Origin of the sequence: Klebsiella huaxiensis, assembly GCF_003261575.2 — a bacterium.
Taxonomy (GTDB): domain Bacteria; phylum Pseudomonadota; class Gammaproteobacteria; order Enterobacterales; family Enterobacteriaceae; genus Klebsiella; species Klebsiella huaxiensis.
On the sequence record NZ_CP036175.1, the window covers coordinates 5,737,680 to 5,757,346 of the forward strand.

Annotated in this window: 21 protein-coding genes; 4 read left to right on the top strand and 17 right to left on the bottom strand. The window is 54.1% G+C overall.

The window, feature by feature from the left end:
* Positions 1–140 precede the first annotated feature (140 nt).
* On the top strand, positions 141–272 hold the full coding sequence (locus DA718_RS30895; protein ID WP_260611022.1) for a hypothetical protein: 132 nt from the start codon (positions 141–143) through the stop codon (positions 270–272).
* Positions 273–286: 14 nt separating this feature from the next.
* On the opposite strand, the gene DA718_RS27450 is transcribed toward DA718_RS30895, so the two are convergent.
* From DA718_RS27450 to dnaB, 6 genes are all read right to left on the bottom strand, one after another.
* Positions 287–640: an MmcQ/YjbR family DNA-binding protein gene (locus DA718_RS27450; RefSeq protein WP_112215887.1), complete on the bottom strand. Its 354-nt coding sequence runs from the start codon at positions 638–640 to the stop codon at positions 287–289.
* A 2-nt stretch (positions 641–642) separates the two neighbouring features.
* On the bottom strand, positions 643–1,059 hold the full coding sequence (locus tag DA718_RS27455; protein ID WP_110274579.1) for a secondary thiamine-phosphate synthase enzyme YjbQ: 417 nt from the start codon (positions 1,057–1,059) through the stop codon (positions 643–645).
* 142 nt (positions 1,060–1,201) lie between these two features.
* Complete coding sequence (gene aphA, locus DA718_RS27460) at positions 1,202–1,915, bottom strand: acid phosphatase AphA (protein WP_110274580.1); 714 nt, start codon at positions 1,913–1,915, stop codon at positions 1,202–1,204.
* 197 nt (positions 1,916–2,112) lie between these two features.
* Positions 2,113–3,306, bottom strand: coding sequence for an aromatic amino acid transaminase (tyrB, locus tag DA718_RS27465; RefSeq protein ID WP_112215888.1), 1,194 nt, complete (start codon positions 3,304–3,306; stop codon positions 2,113–2,115).
* A 182-nt stretch (positions 3,307–3,488) separates the two neighbouring features.
* Positions 3,489–4,568: an alanine racemase gene (gene alr / locus DA718_RS27470; RefSeq protein WP_112215889.1), complete on the bottom strand. Its 1,080-nt coding sequence runs from the start codon at positions 4,566–4,568 to the stop codon at positions 3,489–3,491.
* Positions 4,569–4,712: 144 nt separating this feature from the next.
* Complete coding sequence (gene dnaB / locus DA718_RS27475; protein ID WP_112215890.1) at positions 4,713–6,128, bottom strand: replicative DNA helicase; 1,416 nt, start codon at positions 6,126–6,128, stop codon at positions 4,713–4,715.
* A gap of 61 nt (positions 6,129–6,189) precedes the next feature.
* On the opposite strand from dnaB, the gene DA718_RS27480 reads away from it, so the two are divergent.
* Positions 6,190–7,173 (top strand): quinone oxidoreductase, encoded by a 984-nt coding sequence (locus DA718_RS27480; protein ID WP_112215891.1) that lies wholly within the window; start codon positions 6,190–6,192, stop codon positions 7,171–7,173.
* A 169-nt stretch (positions 7,174–7,342) separates the two neighbouring features.
* On the opposite strand, the gene pspG is transcribed toward DA718_RS27480, so the two are convergent.
* The 3 genes from pspG to DA718_RS27495 form a co-directional block, all read right to left on the bottom strand.
* On the bottom strand, positions 7,343–7,585 hold the full coding sequence (gene pspG / locus DA718_RS27485) for an envelope stress response protein PspG (RefSeq protein WP_112215892.1): 243 nt from the start codon (positions 7,583–7,585) through the stop codon (positions 7,343–7,345).
* A gap of 141 nt (positions 7,586–7,726) precedes the next feature.
* On the bottom strand, positions 7,727–8,725 hold the full coding sequence (gene dusA, locus DA718_RS27490) for a tRNA dihydrouridine(20/20a) synthase DusA (protein ID WP_112215893.1): 999 nt from the start codon (positions 8,723–8,725) through the stop codon (positions 7,727–7,729).
* 104 nt (positions 8,726–8,829) lie between these two features.
* The gene (locus tag DA718_RS27495; protein ID WP_112215894.1) at positions 8,830–9,318 is read right to left on the bottom strand and encodes a cupin domain-containing protein; all 489 of its coding nucleotides are present in this window, start codon (positions 9,316–9,318) and stop codon (positions 8,830–8,832) included.
* A gap of 113 nt (positions 9,319–9,431) precedes the next feature.
* Between DA718_RS27495 and zur the strand changes: the two genes are divergently transcribed.
* Positions 9,432–9,947 carry a zinc uptake transcriptional repressor Zur gene (gene zur, locus DA718_RS27500; protein ID WP_112215895.1) on the top strand — a complete coding sequence of 172 codons (516 nt, stop codon included), beginning with the start codon at positions 9,432–9,434 and terminating at the stop codon, positions 9,945–9,947.
* A gap of 278 nt (positions 9,948–10,225) precedes the next feature.
* Here the strand turns inward: zur and DA718_RS27505 are convergent, their stop codons facing one another.
* From DA718_RS27505 to DA718_RS27520, 4 genes are all read right to left on the bottom strand, one after another.
* Complete coding sequence (locus DA718_RS27505) at positions 10,226–10,435, bottom strand: CsbD family protein (RefSeq protein WP_110274589.1); 210 nt, start codon at positions 10,433–10,435, stop codon at positions 10,226–10,228.
* A 136-nt stretch (positions 10,436–10,571) separates the two neighbouring features.
* Positions 10,572–11,888, bottom strand: coding sequence for an MATE family efflux transporter DinF (gene dinF / locus DA718_RS27510; protein WP_112215928.1), 1,317 nt, complete (start codon positions 11,886–11,888; stop codon positions 10,572–10,574).
* Positions 11,889–11,959: 71 nt separating this feature from the next.
* Positions 11,960–12,568: a transcriptional repressor LexA gene (lexA, locus tag DA718_RS27515; protein ID WP_112215896.1), complete on the bottom strand. Its 609-nt coding sequence runs from the start codon at positions 12,566–12,568 to the stop codon at positions 11,960–11,962.
* Between the two features lie 122 nt (positions 12,569–12,690).
* The gene (locus DA718_RS27520) at positions 12,691–13,059 is read right to left on the bottom strand and encodes a diacylglycerol kinase (protein WP_112215897.1); all 369 of its coding nucleotides are present in this window, start codon (positions 13,057–13,059) and stop codon (positions 12,691–12,693) included.
* Positions 13,060–13,188: 129 nt separating this feature from the next.
* On the opposite strand from DA718_RS27520, the gene plsB reads away from it, so the two are divergent.
* Positions 13,189–15,612, top strand: a complete 2,424-nt coding sequence (plsB, locus tag DA718_RS27525) for a glycerol-3-phosphate 1-O-acyltransferase PlsB (RefSeq protein ID WP_112215898.1) — start codon at positions 13,189–13,191, stop codon at positions 15,610–15,612.
* Positions 15,613–15,714: 102 nt separating this feature from the next.
* On the opposite strand, the gene ubiA is transcribed toward plsB, so the two are convergent.
* The 4 genes from ubiA to DA718_RS27545 all read right to left on the bottom strand — a co-directional run bounded on the left by ubiA (position 15,715) and on the right by DA718_RS27545 (position 19,608).
* Positions 15,715–16,584 (bottom strand): 4-hydroxybenzoate octaprenyltransferase, encoded by an 870-nt coding sequence (gene ubiA / locus DA718_RS27530; RefSeq protein ID WP_112215899.1) that lies wholly within the window; start codon positions 16,582–16,584, stop codon positions 15,715–15,717.
* Between the two features lie 12 nt (positions 16,585–16,596).
* Positions 16,597–17,094 (bottom strand): chorismate lyase, encoded by a 498-nt coding sequence (gene ubiC / locus DA718_RS27535; RefSeq protein WP_112215900.1) that lies wholly within the window; start codon positions 17,092–17,094, stop codon positions 16,597–16,599.
* 188 nt (positions 17,095–17,282) lie between these two features.
* Positions 17,283–18,206, bottom strand: a complete 924-nt coding sequence (malM, locus tag DA718_RS27540) for a maltose operon protein MalM (RefSeq protein WP_110277221.1) — start codon at positions 18,204–18,206, stop codon at positions 17,283–17,285.
* A gap of 112 nt (positions 18,207–18,318) precedes the next feature.
* Complete coding sequence (locus tag DA718_RS27545) at positions 18,319–19,608, bottom strand: maltoporin (RefSeq protein ID WP_112215901.1); 1,290 nt, start codon at positions 19,606–19,608, stop codon at positions 18,319–18,321.
* Positions 19,609–19,667: the final 59 nt, after the last annotated feature.

The following is a 19,667-nucleotide window of genomic DNA, read 5'->3' on the forward strand; positions in this document are numbered from 1 at the left end:
CAGGATACCGCACTGGCGCCGGAGTCAATACGGCGGAGTGGTTACAGCTAATAAAAGACATCATTAACGATGATGATAGCGGCATCCGCGACGCCGGAACGCTAACGCTTCAGGCCTTACAGGAGAAGGCGCGGGGCTGGTTGACCCAGGACTATCTGATTCTGCTGCAAGGGCAGCGTGATATTGCCGCCATTCGTGCTAACAACGAACGTATCGCGATGCAGACGCATCGCTGCTTCGACTCTTTGATATCACGCTGCTGGCGCTATTAGGCGGCCTGTAGTTTTTATGACAACAACTTGCGCTTACTTTCAGGGAGCATATCAAGCGCCTGCTGGTAAGAAGCATCGACCAGGTAGTAAATCTGTGAATCCGGCAGGGAGCCGTCAAGGAACACCGTACTCCAGTGGGCTTTATTCAAATGTCTACTGGGACGAACATCGTGATGCTGCTCCCGCAACAGCTGAGCAAGCTCCGGGCTGGCCTTTAACGATACTGCAGGCCGATTGTCTTCCACCTCTTTTACCATCGCAAACAACACGTCTGCCACTTTGATCTGCGTGGCTTTCCAGTCGCTATGCACGCTTTGCTCCGCACCCGATTTCGCCATGCAGTAGCGCAATAACTCCGAAATTGTCATCTTTATTCCCCTGTGAGCGTCGCGATGATATGGCGCGATCCGCCGTGAATACGGTGCTCCCCTAGCCAGATACCCTGCCAGATCCCCAGTCTAACGCGCCCGTCCTGAACAGGTAGCATCAGCGATACGCCAAGCATCGACGACTTAATGTGCGAGGGCATATCATCGGGACCTTCATAATCGTGTTCATACGGCGCGTTGTCCGGCACAGCATTGAGAAAATGCTGTTCCATGTCGTAGCGAACGGTCGGATCGCAGTTTTCGTTTAGCGTCAGGGAAGCCGATGTATGTTGGAGCAGCAGATGCAGCAGGCCGGTCTTAACGCGCGACAGCTCGCGAATTTGACCCAGAACTTCATCAGTGACCAGGTGAAAGCCCCGAGATTTCGGCCCTAAGGTCAGAGTTTGCTGATGCCACATGAACGACTCCTTTTACCAGTGAATCCTCCTAAGTGTGCAGCAATAAGCAAAAAGGTAAAACCTTTGACGCTTTATTTTGCACAAAAAAACGGCAGTTTGCGGGCTGCCGTTTTTACGATAAATGATTAACTCGCCTGGCGGCTTAATATTCCGAATTCACAATCACCTCTTCGCCCTGAGCTCCCGCCATCGGCAGTGGCTTATAGGACGAGTTTGAAGCCCGCAGGATGCGGATACCACGAGCACCGACGTCGCGAGCAGCGGCAATATCATTATCTGAATCACCGTAGAAGACTTTGATGTCCTTCTCCTGCAACCATTGCGTCTTTGTATTCTGTCCCGGCTTGTCGCCGGCAAAAATAACCGGATTCATATTCGTGGCCGGGATCAGGAAATCATCCTGCAAGGTTTTTGATACCGTTTCTGTTTTGGTCTGGCTGCGGCCGGTGACAAAATAGATGCTATCGCCGCGCTTCACGTGCATAACAATCAGCTGGCGCGCCACTTCTTTTGGCATGCTGAATTCATCCCAGCCGTTGTTCATTTTTTCCCAGAACTCCGGGTTTTTTAGATAATCATCGCTGCCGGGAGAATAGGTTTTCTGCCCGCGCCAGAAGCCAGGGCTGGAAAACAGAACCGTATCATCAATATCAAAGCCGACGGCCATCGGCTGGCGTCCCAACAGGCTATTTTCAATCTGAGCCACGGAAACCCAATGGATAGGTGCCTGTTCGGCGAGTTTCGCCATATTAGTACCCGTCCACAGCGGCTGCGGAGTGGAGGCACGGGCAACGACGGAGCTATTTAGCGTGAACAGTAAGCAGACGGCCCCAAAGGCCAGGGTGATCTTGCGCATATTTTTCCCTAAATAATCGAATCGTTATTATTTTCAATAATGTGTGTGCTTATTAATGCATCAAGACCTTAACCCCCACTGGCGCGGATAGGAAGGTTTTTCTACTCAGATGTCATATAAAAAGAGAATGATCACACTTCAGGAAGGGAATTACCCTCGCCAAAATATTGGCAAGGGCAAAAGCGGTCAGTAAAAACTTATATTACGGCAGCAAATGCCTGCGCCACGCGCTGGACGTTGCGTGAATTCAGCCCGGCCACGCACATGCGGCCGCTGGCGATCAGGTAGACGCCAAATTCATCGTGTAGGCGATCAACCTGAGCCGCGCTGAATCCGGTGTAGCTAAACATTCCACGCTGCTTAAGCAGGTAATCAAAGTTACCTCCGGGCACCGTATCTTTGAGCACGTTAACCAGTTCCTGACGCATAGCCAGAATACGGGTACGCATCCCTTCAACTTCCGCCAGCCATGAGGCTTTCAGCTCCGTATCGTTTAATACTGCCGCCACAACCTGCGCACCAAAATTCGGTGGGCTGGAGTAGTTGCGACGCACGGTCGCTTTTAATTGTCCCAGTACGCGACCCGCGGTTTCCGCATCTTCGCAAACCACCGACAAACCGCCAACGCGCTCACCATACAGGGAGAAGATTTTTGAGAAAGAGTTGCTGACGAGCATCGGTATTCCGGCGCTGGCGATCGCGCGGATAGCGTAGGCATCCTCTTCGATTCCAGCACCGAAGCCCTGATAGGCGATATCCAGGAAGGGGATCAGATTGCGTGTTTTCAGCACCTTAACCACCTCATCCCACTGGGCATTGCTCAGATCGGCCCCCGTTGGGTTATGGCAGCACGGATGCAGCAGCACGATATCGCGCTCCGGCAGGGTGTTGAGTTTCTCCAGGAAAGCCTCGAAACGCACGCCGTTGGTCTCATCATCAAACCAAGGGTAAGTACTTACTTCGAAGCCAGCCCCTTCAAATATTGCGATGTGGTTTTCCCACGTCGGGTCACTCACCCATACACGCGAGTCAGCAAAGTAGTATTTCAGGAAATCAGCACCCACTCTCAGCGCACCGGAACCACCCAGAGTTTGAATGGAAGCGACGCGATTCTGCGCCAGTACCGGATGATCAGCCCCGAACAGCAGCGGTGCAATCGCATGACGGTAGGTATTCAGCCCTTCCATCGGTAAATACACAGAAGCACCGTGCGGCTGAGCATTAAGGCGCGCTTCCGCCTCCGCAACCGCCTGTAGCTGCGGGATAATTCCATCTTCGTTGTAATAAAGACCGATGCTGAGGTTTACTTTGTCACTCCGCGGATCTTCTTTGAAACGCTCCATCAGGGAGAGAATGGGGTCGCCAGCGTAGGCGTCAACTTTCTGAAACACGTGATGTTTCTCCAGGTTTACATAAGGCAGGTTATTACACAATAAACCGGATGCGCAGGAAGATCGAGAGGATGTTGGTGGATAAAACAGGGCAATAACAAATAGGTGACCGTCCCGGAGGCGGCGCTTGACGCGCCTTGTCCGGGCTACCTGACCTCAGCATAGCCCGACCGAGGTATGGATTAATCTACGTACTTCATTGACACCCTTGAAGTCAGGCGCGTGATAAGTTCGTAAGCACTTACTTTTGTGATCTCAGCAATACGCTCGACGGGCAAGCCTTCACCCCAGAGCACGACCGGGTCGCCCGATTTATCCTGCGATTCGGGCCCGAGATCGACGCAAATCATATCCATCGCCACGCGTCCAACAATCGGCACCTCGCGGCCATTGACCAGCACCGGCGTTCCGGACGGCGCAGCGCGCGGATAACCATCGCCGTAGCCCATCGCCACCACACCTAAACGCGTATCGCGCTCGCTTATCCAGGTACCGCCGTAGCCAACCGGTTCACCGGTTTTATGCTCGCGGACCGCTATCAGGCTCGAAGTCAGCGACATCACTGGCTGGCAACCAAAATCCGCACCTGTCGACTGGTTTTCCAGCGGCGATACGCCGTAGAGAATAATTCCCGGACGCGCCCAGTCGAAGTGCGACTGCGGCCACAGCAAAATCCCGCCCGAAGCAGCGATGGAACGCAGCCCCGGTTTACCCTCTGTGAAAGAAGTAAAGATATCCAGCTGACGTTCAGTCGCACCGCACTCAGGCTCATCCGCACGAGCAAAGTGGCTGACCACGTTGACCGGCTGGCGGACGTTTTTGCACTGGCTAAGGCGCTGATAAAAAGCCTCGGCCTGTTCCGGCAGAACGCCGAGTCGATGCATCCCGGTATCCAGCTTCATCCACACGGTCACGGGTTCGGGTAAATCAGCCTCTTCCAGCGCCGCCAGCTGTTCCGGGCTATGTACCGCGGTCTGCAGACGCTGGGCAGAAATCACCGGCAGGTCGGCGGCCTCAAAAAACCCCTCCAGCAGCAGAATCGGCTGGGCGATGCCGCCCGCGCGCAGGCGCAAGGCCTCTTCGAGACGGGCGACGCCAAAAGCATCGGCGTCAGGGAGCGTTCGCGCGGTCTCAAGAAGACCGTGTCCGTAGGCGTTCGCTTTCACCACCGCAACCAGCTTGCTGGCAGGCGCCAGTTCGCGTAGACGTTGCAGGTTGTGTCGCAGAGCGCGGCGGTTAATGACTACAGTTGCCGCTTGCATTTAAATTCCTTAATAAAAGAATCTCCTAAATCATTCGTGTTGCAGGAAGGCGACAAGCCTGAGAATCCCCAGGAGCTTAGCAAACTAAGTGACCGGGGTGACAGGCGTAGTCAACGCATCTGCGGCATGAAGGATGACGGAGATTTACTCGTCGTCGTATTGTGGACCGGCATAGTTGTCAAAGCGCGACCACTGACCGTTAAACGTCAAACGTACCGTCCCGATGGGGCCGTTACGCTGTTTACCAATAATAATTTCGGCGATGCCTTTTAAATCACTGTTCTCGTGATACACCTCGTCACGATAGATAAACATGATTAAGTCAGCATCCTGCTCGATGGAGCCGGATTCACGCAGGTCCGAGTTGACTGGGCGCTTATCCGCACGCTGTTCCAGAGAGCGGTTAAGCTGCGACAGTGCGACCACCGGGACATGAAGTTCTTTGGCCAGCGCCTTCAAAGAGCGGGAAATTTCGGCGATTTCCAGAGTTCGGTTATCGGAGAGCGACGGCACGCGCATCAATTGCAGGTAGTCGATCATGATAAGACCGATACCATCATGCTCACGGGCAATACGGCGCGCGCGGGAGCGCACTTCCGTTGGCGTCAGGCCGGAGGAGTCATCAATATAGATGTTGCGTTTTTCCAGCAGGATCCCCATGGTGCCGGAAATCCGCGCCCAGTCTTCGTCATCCAGCTGACCGGTACGAATTCGGGTCTGGTCAACGCGCGACAGCGAAGCCAGAGAACGCATCATAATCTGTTCCGAGGGCATCTCAAGACTGAAGATTAAGACCGGTTTATCCTGCAACATCGCTGCGTTTTCAACGAGGTTCATTGCAAAGGTCGTCTTACCCATCGACGGACGCGCGGCGACGATTATCAGGTCCGACGGCTGAAGACCGGCGGTCTTTTTGTTGAGATCGTCATAGCCGGTATTGACCCCGGTAACGCCGTCATGCGGCTGCTGAAATAGTTGCTCAATACGCGCGACGGTGGCATCCAGCACGTCGGCAATATTTTTGGGGCCTTCATCTTTATTGGCGCGGCTTTCGGCAATCTTGAAGACTCTGGACTCAGCCAGATCGAGCAGATCTTCACTGGTGCGGCCCTGTGGATCGAAACCCGCTTCGGCAATCTCATTGGCCACCGAGATCATTTCGCGTACTACCGCCCGTTCGCGAACAATATCGGCGTATGCGCTGATGTTCGCCGCACTTGGCGTATTTTTTGATAATTCCGCCAGATAGGCGAATCCGCCGACGCTGTCCAGTTGCCCCTGACGCTCCAGCGATTCCGCGAGCGTGATCAGGTCAATCGGGCTACCCGATTCTTGCAGGCGCGCCATTTCGGTAAAAATATGGCGATGCGGACGAGTATAAAAGTCTTCTGAAACCACGCGCTCAGCGACATCGTCCCAGCGTTCGTTATCCAGCATTAAACCACCCAACACCGACTGCTCCGCTTCAATCGAGTGCGGCGGGACTTTCAACCCGGCGACCTGATAATCTCGTTCGCGGGGTTCAGTCTGTGGTTTGTTGAAGGGTTTATTTCCTGCCATAGTGAATGGAGTTACCGAGATAGTGAATGGGTCGAAAGATTACCACATTTATGGAGGAAGCATGGCAACACGAATTGAATTTCACAAGCACGGAGGGCCTGAAGTTCTGCAAGCGGTGGAGTTCACGCCGAAAGATCCCGCAGAGCACGAAATTCAGGTAGAGAATAAGGCCATCGGTATCAACTACATTGATACTTACATCCGCAGCGGCCTCTACCCGCCGCCATCATTGCCGAGCGGACTGGGCACTGAAGCCGCGGGCATAGTGAGTAAAGTCGGCAGCGGCGTGAAGCATATTAAGGCGGGCGATCGGGTGGTTTATGCGCAATCCATGCTGGGGGCCTACAGTTCGGTGCATAACGTACCTGCCGATAAAGCCGCCATTTTACCTGACGCTATCTCTTTCGAGCAGGCGGCAGCCTCATTCCTGAAAGGGTTGACGGTCTATTATCTGCTGCGCAAAACCCACGAAATTAAGGCGGGTGAACCGTTCCTGTTTCACGCGGCAGCCGGTGGCGTAGGATTGATTGCCTGCCAGTGGGCAAAAGCGCTGGGCGCTAAACTGATCGGCACCGTCGGCAGCGCGCAAAAAGCGGAGCGCGCTAAAAAGGCCGGTGCCTGGGAGATCATTAACTATCGCGACGAGAATATCGTCGAGCGCTTAAAAGAGATAACCGGCGGTAAGAAAGTTAACGTGGTCTATGACTCGGTAGGCAAGGATACCTGGGAGGCGTCACTCGACTGCCTGCAGCGCCGGGGACTGATGGTTAGCTTCGGCAACTCGTCCGGTCCGGTGACCGGCGTGAACCTTGGAATACTCAACCAGAAGGGTTCGCTATATGTGACCCGCCCTTCGCTGCAAGGCTATATCACCACTCGCGAAGAGCTGACGGAAGCCAGCAATGAGCTGTTCTCGCTGATCGCCAGCGGCGTGATAAAAGTGGATGTGGCAGAGAGCCAAAAGTATGCGCTAACCGATGCCAGGCGCGCACATGAAGTGCTGGAAAGTCGGGCAACGCAGGGTTCGAGTTTGCTATTGCCCTGATAACAAAAGTTTAGGGCTTCCATATAGGAAGCCCTTACTTTTTTTGTTCGGCTGTATGTAGGGTACAGCTCGATGAATTCGTTAACGCGCTAATAGTGACAGATTTAATAAGCAAAGCCTACGCTGCTTTATGCAAAAATCTTCAGGTTGTGACATACCGCTCAATACCTTAGTAACGCCAACGGTTATTACGGTGATAACGACTTTCAGTTGGCGATTTTATCGCCCGAATCACCCAGACGACAACAACGGCCAGCAGCAACCATGGCAACAGTTTAATCATTAATGCAAACAGGCCGCCGACAAACATCAGCGCGGTTGCGACGACTATTGCGGCGATAATTCCCAGCAGCGATACGCCGGTGACCAACAGCATGACAAAAAAGCCAATAACAAATAAGAGTTCCAGCATCGTCTTCTCCCCAAAGAATTTCTGTATGTCTTCCCGGATATTACAAAAATTGTGCCAAATTTAACTTATTGAATTTAAAGCAAAACGCCCTGCGTAATTAACGCAAGGCGTGGTGAATTTGACCAGGTTTTAGTGAAAAAATTAACGCTTGTCGGCAACCAGCTGCAACGCCTGCTCCAGCACATTAATATCGGCACCGGCTTTATGCGCATTCTCACTCAGATAGCGACGCCATTGACGTGCGCCCGGGATTCCCTGAAATAGCCCCAGCATATGACGCGTCACATGGCCCAGGTAAGTGCCGCTACTCAGTTCACGTTCGATATAAGGATACATCGCGCGAACCACGGCAACCGGATCGGGATCGATGCCTTCAATGCCGAAAATTTCCCGGTCAACCGAAGCCAGAATACCTGGATTCTGGTAAGCCTCACGCCCCACCATCACCCCATCCATATGCCCAAGGTGCAGCTTTGCCTCTTCCAGCGACTTGATGCCACCGTTGATGGACATGGTCAAATGCGGGAAATCGCGCTTGAGCTGGTAAACGCGCGGGTAGTCCAGCGGTGGGATCTCACGGTTCTCTTTCGGGCTCAGGCCGGAAAGCCAGGCTTTACGTGCATGGATGATAAACATCTCGCACTCGCCTTTCACGGAGACCGTTTCGATGAAATCACACAGAAACTCGTAGCTATCCTGGTCGTCAATGCCAATACGGGTTTTAACCGTCACCGGGATGGACACCACGTCGCGCATCGCCTTAACGCAATCCGCCACCAGTTGCGCGTTGCCCATCAGGCAGGCACCAAACATGCCGTTTTGCACGCGATCGGAAGGGCAGCCGACGTTGAGGTTTATTTCATCGTATCCGCGCGCTTGAGCCAGCTTCGCGCAGTGCGCCAGCGCTGCCGGATCGCTGCCGCCCAGTTGCAAAGCAACCGGATGTTCTTCTTCGCTATAGGCCAGATAGTCGCCTTTACCGTGGATAATCGCGCCGGTGGTCACCATTTCGGTGTACAGCAGCGTATGGCGCGACAGTTGACGCAGGAAGTAACGGCAGTGTCTGTCGGTCCAGTCGAGCATCGGCGCGATGGAAAAACGGTGAGCAGCAAAAGCAGTGGGCGTTGATTCTGACATCATGGCGAATAAATAAGCATCCGGGTAAAAAGGGGCGCTACTATAGCATAAAGATAAACCACTGGCGCATCGCGCCAGCGTTCACATTCTCTATCCGGTAAGAAGCGCTATTTTCTCCGCGGCTTACCGTCGTGCGGGCCAAAAAACTGCGGTGGATGATCGACCCAGCGATCCTGGCGCGTGGCGGCATAGCCGGGGTTAAGCGGATAGTAAATGCGATTATATTTTTTGTTCGCCTCCCCCACCACTAACAGGCGAACTTCCTGTTCGGTGTTGTTAAGGAAAGTGTGGCAAACGCCGGTTCCGGCAGGAAAACCGACGCTATCCCCCGGCTCCAGCTTCCAGAGATAGCCGTTGATCCACACTTCAGGATAACCATCCAACACGTAGATAAATTCTTCTTCATCGCTTTCCGCATGCGGATAAGAGGTACGACGCCCGGGCAGCAAGCGCTCGTGATGAATCCCTAAGCGGTTCAGGCGCAGGCCGCGCGCCAACGGTGCGCCAATAGAGAAAAGCTCCGTACTGTCGGGATAGGTGGAATCGTCCGCACCTTCCAGTTCGCGCCAATGTCGAATGCAATCAGGTCGTTTCATCGTTTTCTCCCGAAAATGAGATGCATCATGTATAGCATACCTGGTGGGTCTCGGTGTTTTACTGGGATCGTGATAAAGTAACAGCTTCGAATTCACGCAACCAGAGGACGCTCATGGATAAGACCACTTCGCAACAAATGTTAGCGCATGCTGAAAAGCTCTGCGCGCAGCGTGGCGTGCGCCTGACCCCGCAGCGCCTTGAAGTGTTGCGTCTAATGAGCCTGCAAAAAGGGGCTATTAGCGCCTATGACCTGCTCGATCTGCTGCGCGAAAAAGAACCTCAGGCTAAGCCGCCGACGGTTTATCGGGCGCTGGAGTTTCTGCTGGAGCAAGGGTTCGTGCATAAGGTGGAGTCCACCAATAGCTACGTGCTGTGCCATCTTTTCGATCAACCAACCCACAGCTCGGCGATGTTTATCTGCGACCGTTGCGGCAGCGTCAAAGAAGAGTGCGCGGAAGGTGTAGAAGATATTATGCATACGCTGGCGGCAAGAATGGGTTTTGCCCTGCGTCACAATGTGATTGAAGCTCACGGCCTGTGCGCCGCCTGTGTGGAGGTGGAAGCGTGCAGTACGCCAGGGCACTGCCATCATGACCACACCATCCTGATCAAAAAGAAAGCCCGCTGAGGCGTTAGCCGCAGCGGGAATCAAGGGTGTATACCCGTCATACTTCAAGTTGCATGTGCGTTGGCTTTGTTACTCGGCTCATCCATGAGCCTCGCCCTTCAGGCCGCCGGGATACGGCGTTCAAATCTGTTCCAGACAGATTTGTCGCTCGCCCCAGTCACTTACTGGAGTCAGCTCCTGGGGATTCTCTGCGTTGCCGCCTTCCTGCAACTCAAATTATTTAGGGTATAAATCGTTAGGACAGGCAATAATAAGGGGATTAAAACACGACGTTTTCGCTACCAGCGATAATCGTTTTTAGTTTCCCAATCCTTCACTTCTTTCTCGGCCTGATCTTTGGCGTATCCATAGCGTTCCTGAATTCTGCCAACCAGCTGGTCGCGCTTACCCTCGATGACGGTCATATCATCGTCGGTAAGTTTGCCCCATTGTTCTTTCGCTTTACCTTTCAGCTGTTTCCAGTTACCGCCGATTTCATCTTTATTCATCATGTCATCCTCATCGTTCGGTGATCGTTCGGTGAATGAACAGCCCGCAGTGTGCCGGACATGACTTAACTATAGATGAGTATTCTGAGTAAGATTTATTATTCGGAATCTTTAACCATCATATGAACAATGTACGCTATGAAAACCAGGTGTCGCGCTGCCAGTGACGCCGCCAGACGATTGCCAGTGAAGCCCCGCGCAGGGCAAGAAACACCGCCAGCGCCAACCATAGACCATGATTACCAAGAACCGGTACCGTCAGCAGCGTCAGGGCGAATCCCGCCGCCGCTACCGCCATGCTGTTACGCATCTCTGCCCCGCGCGTTGCGCCGATAAACATGCCATCCAACAGGTAGCACCAGACGCCAATGACCGGCAGTATTGTCTGCCAGATGAGATAGTGGTCGGCGAGTTGCTGCAGAGAAGGGAGCGATGTTAGCAAGGCGATAATCTGCTCGCCAGCAAGGCTGTAAATCAGCGCAAACGCCAGCGCTACCATGCCTGACTGACGGCAGGCCGCACGCCATACCTCAAGCAGTTGGCTGCCGTCGCGGGCACCGTAAGCCTGCCCGGAGTGCGCCTCCACGGCGTAGGCAAAACCATCCAGCGCGTAGGCGGTAAAGGTGAGCATGGTCATCAGCACCGCATTGACCGCTACAACGTCAGCGCCAAGGCGGGCGCCATATACCGTCATCGCCCCAAAACACAGTTGTAGCAGCAGCGAGCGCAGCATAATGTCGCGGTTCAGCGCCAGAAGACGGCGCACATCGCCGCGCCACGCGGTTTTCAGCATCGATAGCGAAACGCCCCGCAGTACCAGCACGCGTTTCGCCATAACGAGTCCAATGAAAAAGGTGGCGTATTCTGCTGTTACGGTCGCCAGGGCCGCGCCCTGCACGTTCATATGCAGGCCCATTACCAGCCATAAATCGAGCACGATGTTGAGTACATTACCGACGACCAGCAGGATCACTGGTGCGCGGGCATACTGCACGCCCAACAGCCAGCCCAGCAGCACCAGATTCGCCAGGGATGCCGGAGCGCTCAGCCAACGAATCTCGAGGAAACGGCGGGCCTGTTCAAGCACCGCATCACTGCCGCCGACGATGTGCAGCGCCAGATTAATTAACGGCATTCTGAATAGGACGATGGCTATCCCGGCAGCCAGTGCCAGCCCCAGCGGCTGCACCAGCGCACGCGCCAGCCGTTGGGGATCTTTCGCGCCGAATGCCTGGGCCGTCAGACCAGTAGTACTCATGCGCAAAAACAGGAGCAGCATGAAGAGAAAGCTGGTCGCCATTGCGCCAACCGCAACGCCGCCCAGATAAACCGGGCTATCAAGATGACCGATAACAGCGGTATCCACCAGCCCCAGCAAAGGAACGGTGATATTAGAGAAAATCATGGGCAGCGCTAAGCGCCACAGGGCTTTATCGGCGGCGTTAAAAAGCATGGGGAAGAGCCCAAATGAAGAAGTAAGACAGCGCAGCATCATGTATCAGATGATGCTGCGAGATGAAGAGGTTACTGCCAGTTGCCGTTGCGGATAACGCCGACAGCCAGGCCTTCAATAGTGAAACTTTGCTGGCGTAAATCCACCACGATTGGGGTAAATTCGCTATTTTCAGGCAGCAGTTCGACGACGTTACCCTGTTTTTTCAGACGCTTCACGGTAACTTCATCGTCAATGCGGGCCACAACAACCTGGCCATTGCGCACATCCTGAGTTTTATGTACCGCAAGCAGGTCGCCATCCAGTATACCGATGTCTTTCATGGACATTCCGCTTACGCGCAGCAGAAAATCGGCATTCGGCTTAAACATTGCCGGATCGACCTGGTAGTGGCCTTCGATGTGCTGCTGTGCGAGCAGTGGTTCACCTGCTGCGACGCGGCCGACAAGCGGCAGGCCGCTTTCTTCTTCCGTCAGCAGACGAATACCGCGGGAGGCACCGGAAACGATCTCGATTGCGCCTTTGCGCGCCAGCGCTTTCAGGTGTTCTTCCGCCGCGTTTGGGGAACGAAACCCCAAGCGCTGAGCAATCTCCGCACGCGTCGGCGGCATGCCCGTCTGGCTGATATGATCCCGAATGAGATCAAACACCTCTCGCTGCCTGGTCGTTAACGCTTTCATTCCGCCCCCTGGGTGTATATACAGTTATGCTGTGAGTATATACAGCTAACGGTGATTTTGGAACCACATTTCACACAAAAATCAGGAGTTTCTTTCTGTTTTGCGAGCCGCTATGGCATGGCTTAGCGGTAGTTTGACCACAACAGCGTTCCCCATGTGATCAACGCGATAATAATTGCCAACAGGACCGCCGCAGAGCCCATATCTTTCGCGCGGCCAGACAACTCATGATGTTCAGGGCCAATACGGTCAACAACCGCTTCAATCGCGCTGTTGATAATTTCAACTATCATCACTATCAGGACCGAGCCAATCAGCAAAACGCGCGTGATGGCATCGACATCCAGCCAGCAGGCTATCACCACGGCAATAATGGCAGCGATGCCTTCCTGACGAAATGCGGCCTCATTGATCCACGCCGCACGGAATCCTTTCCAGGAATACCCCGCGGCTTTAACGATTCGGGTTAACCCAGTGGTATTATTGGCCATCAAACAAACCTTTTTATGTAAATGACGTCAATGAGTGTACGCGTTTGCCGCGTTACAACGGAAATTTTGCGCACTTTCTGTTATTCTTGCGGCGCATTTGCATGATTAACCAGAGGCTTCACATCGTCTATGTCTGGCTGGCAACGAATTTACTATAAATTACTGAATTTACCATTAAGGGCACTGGTAAAAAGCAAGTCAATTCCGGCACAACCTGCTCAGGAATTGGGCCTGGATACCTCACGTCCCATCATGTACGTCCTGCCCTACAATTCGAAGGCGGACCTGCTGACGCTTCGCGCTCAATGTCTGGAACATGAATTACCGGACCCGCTTGAGCCGCTGGAGATCGATGGTACCCTGCTTCCACGCTACGTGTTTATTCATGGCGGCCCGCGTGTTTTCACCTACTACACGCCGAAAGAAGAATCCATCAAGCTGTTCCATGATTATCTGGATCTACACCGCAATCATCCCGACCTTGACGTGCAGATGGTGCCGGTTTCGGTGATGTTTGGTCGTGCTCCAGGGCGTGAAAAAGGCGAAGTGAACCCGCCGCTGCGTATGCTAAACGGCATTCAAAAATTCTTCGCCGTTCTGTGGTTGGGTCGCGACAGCTTTGTGCGTTTCTCGCCTTCGGTCTCTCTGCGCAAAATGGCAGACGAGCACGGTACCGATAAAATTATCGCCCAAAAGCTGGCCCGCGTGGCGCGTATGCACTTCGCCCGTCAGCGCCTGGCGGCCGTCGGTCCGCGTTTGCCCGCACGACAGGATCTGTTCAACAAGCTGCTGGCGTCAAAAGCCATTGCCCGCGCTGTAGAAGACGAAGCGCGTAGCAAGAAAATTTCCCACGAGAAGGCCCAGCAAAACGCCATCGCCTTGATGGAAGAGATCGCCGCAAACTTCTCTTATGAAATGATTCGCCTGACCGACCGCGTACTGGGCTTCACCTGGAACCGGCTGTATCAGGGCATTAACGTCCATAACGCCGAGCGCGTACGCCAGCTGGCACATGAAGGCCACGAGATAGTCTACGTCCCGTGCCACCGCAGCCATATGGACTATCTGCTGCTCTCTTACGTCATCTATCACCAGGGACTGGTGCCGCCGCATATCGCCGCCGGTATCAACCTGAACTTCTGGCCTGCCGGGCCAATTTTCCGTCGTGGCGGCGCGTTCTTTATTCGCCGCACCTTCAAAGGGAATAAGCTCTATTCAACGGTGTTCCGCGAATATCTGGGCGAGCTGTTCAGCCGCGGCTACTCGGTGGAGTACTTCGTTGAGGGCGGTCGTTCACGTACCGGACGCCTGCTGGACCCAAAAACAGGCACCCTGTCGATGACGATCCAGGCGATGCTGCGCGGCGGTACCCGCCCTATCACCCTGGTGCCGATTTATATCGGCTACGAGCACGTGATGGAAGTCGGTACCTACGCCAAAGAGCTGCGCGGGGCGACGAAAGAAAAAGAGAGCCTGCCACAGATGTTGAAAGGCCTCAGCAAACTGCGCAACCTCGGCCAGGGCTACGTCAACTTCGGCGAACCGCTGCCGTTGATGACCTATCTCAACCAGCATGTCCCTGACTGGCGCGAGGCTATCGATCCTATCGAAGCGGTCCGCCCGTCATGGTTGACGCCGACGGTGAACAACATCGCCTCCGATCTGATGGTGCGTATCAACAACGCCGGCGCGGCAAACGCCATGAACCTGTGCTGTACCGCGCTGCTGGCCTCTCGTCAGCGTTCTCTGACTCGCGAGCAACTCACCGAACAGCTGGAGTGCTATCTCGCCCTGCTGCGCAACGTGCCTTATTCGCCGGATGCCACAACACCTGAGGCCTCAGCCAGCGAGCTTATCGACCACGCGCTACAGATGAACAAGTTCGAAGTCGAGAAAGACACCATTGGCGATATCATCATTCTGCCGCGCGAGCAGGCAGTGTTGATGACCTATTATCGCAACAACATCGCCCACATGCTGGTGATGCCGTCGCTGTTAGCCGCCATTGTGACCCAGCATCGTCGCATTACCCGCGCCGAAATATTGCGTCATGTCGAGATGTTCTATCCATTCCTGAAGGCTGAGCTGTTCCTGCGTTGGGAGAAAGCCGAGCTGAGGGGGGTCGTCGATGCGCTGATTGCTGAGATGCAGCGTCAAGGACTGATCGCCCTGAACGAAGACGAAGTGAGTGTCAATCCGTCGCACGCCCGCTCTCTGCAACTGCTGGCCGCTGGCGCACGTGAAACGCTGCAGCGTTATGCCATCACCTTCTGGCTGCTGAGTGCCAACCCGTCCATGAACCGCAGTTCGCTGGAGAAAGAGAGCCGCACCGTGGCTCAGCGTCTGTCCGTGCTGCACGGTATTAACGCGCCGGAGTTCTTCGATAAGGCGGTGTTCAGTACTCTGGTGTTGACCCTGCGTGACGCAGGCTATATCAGCGATACCGGGGATGCCGAGCCGGAAGAGACATTAAAGATCTACCGCATGCTGGCAGACCTGATTACTTCTGATGTGCGTTTAACGATTGAAAGCGTTACTCAGGATGAAGCGTAACGTTTGAAGAGCGATCCCGGCTTGCGCTACGCTTAGCCGGGCTACCAGACTGTTTGTCGCCCGGCTAAGGCGTTTACGCCGCAAGCCGGGTAAACCACAAAACTACTGCATATACCCCATCGCCAGGCCAAGAAACAGCACCAGCCCCACATAGTTATTGTTTAAAAACGCCTTAAAGCAGTCATCGCGTTCACGTTTAAATATCAGCTTCTGCTGCCAGACAAACAGCGCTGCGGCGATAAACAATGACCAGTAATACTCCCAGCCCAGACCGTTCAGCCAGCCTATCGCCGCCATCAAGGCCAGCACCGCGACCTGTAAGATGCCGATGATGAGACGATCGTTATCGCCAAACAGAATCGCCGTCGATTTAATGCCAATCTTCACGTCATCATCGCGGTCGACCATTGCATACTGGGTATCGTAGGCCACCGCCCACAGAATATTGGCGAGAAACATCAGCCAGCAGCTCAACGGCAGAGATTCGCTCACCGCCGAAAATGCCATTGGAATCGACCAGCCAAACGCCGCTCCCAGCACCACCTGCGGCAGGTGAGTGTAGCGTTTCATAAACGGATAGACCCAGGCCAGCGCCAGCGCGGCGACCGACAGCAAAATAGTCATGGTGTTTAAGGTCAACACTAGAAGAAACGAGAACAGTACCAGCACAACAAACAGCGTTCGCGCCTCTTTTTCGGTGACGTCGCCGCTTGGCAGCGGGCGGCGGGCGGTGCGCTTAACGTGGCCGTCAAACTTACGATCTGCATAGTCATTCACTACGCAACCGGCAGCGCGCATCAGCCAGACGCCCGCGATAAAAACGGCGAGGATCCACAGCGGTGGTATCCCCGGCGTTGCTACCCACAGCGCCCACAGCGTCGGCCACAGCAGCAGTAACGCGCCAATTGGGTTGTCAGTACGCATCAGACGATGAAAAGCCAGTAGCTTATTTTGCGTCAGACTCCACTCCATTTTCTTTTCCTCTTAATACAACGGCGATGCAGGCAGAAACAGTTCCGTCAGCAGCAGCGGCTTGCCGCTCAGTCGGAGACGGGAACGACGTCCCCAAAGCTCTGCATGACGACCAATTTCAATAAAGTCACGGGTTAGCGTAGATGACGTAAAAAGATAGCGGCCCAACGGAGTTTTTCCCAGCTGTTGCAGCGCCAGCTCAGGGCCGCTGAGCGTCGACTCCGGCACGATAGTGCGACCGGCCAGCCAGGGTTCATCATTGGCGCAAAGGATAATTTCCCGCAGCCAGTAGCGCGGTTCATCCGCGAGCAGGGTCTCTTCACCCGCCAGCGCTTCGCGTCCAACAAAACCTTCGTTTACCATGATAACGCTGACTTTTTTCCCCTGTTGCTCAAAACGTTTGGTCATTGAGTCTTCAAGCAATAACCAATCGCGCAGATGCGCATCCAGCGGGGGCTGAGTGGCAAAATAACGCAGCGCACGCAGTTGCGTCAGCGCAGGATGTGACATGCCTGATTCTCCGGAACATAACGAGAAACTATTGTATCGCAGAATGGGTCGATGGGGGCGGGCAAACGTCAATATACGATCATCCGCGCAACAGCCATGCAACAGCGGCTATCGCGCGATAAAAAAAGGTGCGCCCAGGCGGACGCACCTAAAGGCTGTGCCTAAACATCAGCATTGTGGGGAGACGATCACCCCTTGCCTTTTACACTGCTGATAAAGGTGGAACGAGCAGATTTCGAGCCAAGACGTTCAGCTTCGTTCATCAATTTCAGAGCTTTGTCGATATCGCCTTTCGCGACCGCCTGCTTAATGCCGTTGTTGAAGTAGGTTTCGGTGTCATCAAGCATCGGCTCGCTTTTCGCCGCCGGGGCTGGGGCGGCTACCGGTGCAGCAACAGGCGCCGCCGTATTACCGACGGTTACAGGGCCTGGACCGGACGAACCAAACAGTGGGCCGACCAACACGCTAGAGCCGCTATTGGTTTTCACTTTTAGCTTCAGCACGCCATCGGTGGTGTGCCTGGCAATCGGGTCTGGAATATCCGGGATCGCGTTGCCTGCGCCTTTAGCGTAAGCCTTCGCCGGATCCATCAACGTTGTGGTTTGCTGTAAATCTTTTTCCGTTGTAAAGACCAGCACGTAAAGCTTCTGCTGTCCTAATGCCGGAGTCAGGCGCATCACGCCCTCAAGCCGATCTGCGGTCATCACGCCAGGCTGCTGATAGGTAAAGTAGCTACTGGGGAAGAACGCGGATGGCGTCATATTCTGGTCAAGAATCAGTACGTTCGGGGCAAAAATTTGTTTTTGCTTATTTACTTCGCTAGTGAGCGTCAGAGTCAGCTCGCCAATATTCGCCGGAACGCTCCAGGCGGCAACCGGGCCAGAGATACCAGCAACATCTAAACGTTGCCCGCCGGTGAGTAAATCAACGGACTGCGTCTTAGATTGATCAACTGGAGTCCAGATTAATTGCTGCAGGGCAGCGCCAGGTATGGAGGGGGCTGAACTGGTGTTTTGTGGGACAAAGTTGACATCGGCAAGGCTAATCCCCGGCACGCATGCCAACATCCCTGCAGATAAACACAGGGCGACGAGAGTTTTCTTCATTTTCATTGTTCTCACCTCGGATAGCATAGATTTAGCGGTAGCCAGGCAATAGCGCGCTAATTCTGAATAATCAGGAGGGGCATAAGCCCCTCCGTGTTACGACATAATGACTACTGAATTACCACCAAACTTCCATCTGCGCGCCGAAGGTAACTTCGCTATCGCTACCGCGGCTGTTAGTCAGGAGACCATTACCGCTGCTGTCTTTAGTCTGCAGACCGGAGGTGTTGCTGTTACCCCAGTTTTCATCCCATTTCGCGTAGGTGGCGAAAATACGGATTGCCGGACGGGACCAGACGCTGTTACCTGCCTGCCATTGCTGGGCCAGAGTAATTTTGTACTGGTTGTTGTTTTCGCTGGTACGCTGGGATTTCACGTTGTCGTAACCAACTTCCAACTGGGTGCTCATGATCGGCGTCCATTTGTACATCGGACGAACACCGACAGTGTACCAGGTAGAACCGTTGTTGCTGTCCAGATCCACATCCTGGTACATCGCAACGTACATCAGGCCCCAGTCATCGTTGAAGTCCATCGCGCCGTGATCCAGAACGCGGATCATGCTGCCGTTGTTATCAATGCTGGTACCCTGAGAGTGCCCTGTGTTCCAGGAAGTCATCGAGTCGGTCGCATACTGAACAACAAACTTGTTGAAGCCGCCCCAGATAGACTGAGTATGTTCACCGGTGAACATCCAGCCATCTTTCGATGCGCCATCAGCCAGACGGTAGTCATCCTGCGGGTTAGCACGGCCATAGTCCACGCCTAACTCCAGTACGCCGCCTGGGTTAATTTCCATACCTGCCAGACGCACGTCGAAGACGTCATTCGCGGTTTTAGAAGCATATTTCTTGGTGTCATCGCTGGAGAAAGTGTAAGAACCGCCGCTTTCAGAGTTACGGGTTGCTGCCAGAGAGAGTTTACCGAAGCCAACATCCACGTTTTCCAGGCCTGCGCCAGGACCGGAGATATCCCAGTAGTAGAAGTCGATCATGTGAACGTCATGACGCTGGTAGAAGCGCTTACCGGCCCACAGGGTAGAACCCGGTAACCAGTCAATCAGGTTTTTACCCTGGATGTTAGCTTCACGGAATGCAGGAGAGGTACTTTCCCAGTCATCCTGTTGGTCTACGGAATACGCGACGTTAGTATCGAAATAAAAACTCTTGTCACCCTCTTTCCATAATTCCTGGCCCAGCTTCAGTTCCGCATAGGTTTCACATTCGTTACCGAGACGGTATTTACTTTGAGCACCTGTTGCTTTGAAACATTCCTGTGAACCACCGCTACCGGTCCAGCCGATACCAGAACGAGCATAGCCATGGAAATCAACGGCCAGCGCCTGAGCAGACATAACGCCTGCTGCAACGGCGATCGCCAGTGGAAGTTTGCGCAGAGTAATCATCATTCTATCTCCTGAGATCATTGCTTTTCTTAGAACGTTTCGCCTGTTGTTGCGCCTGTTTT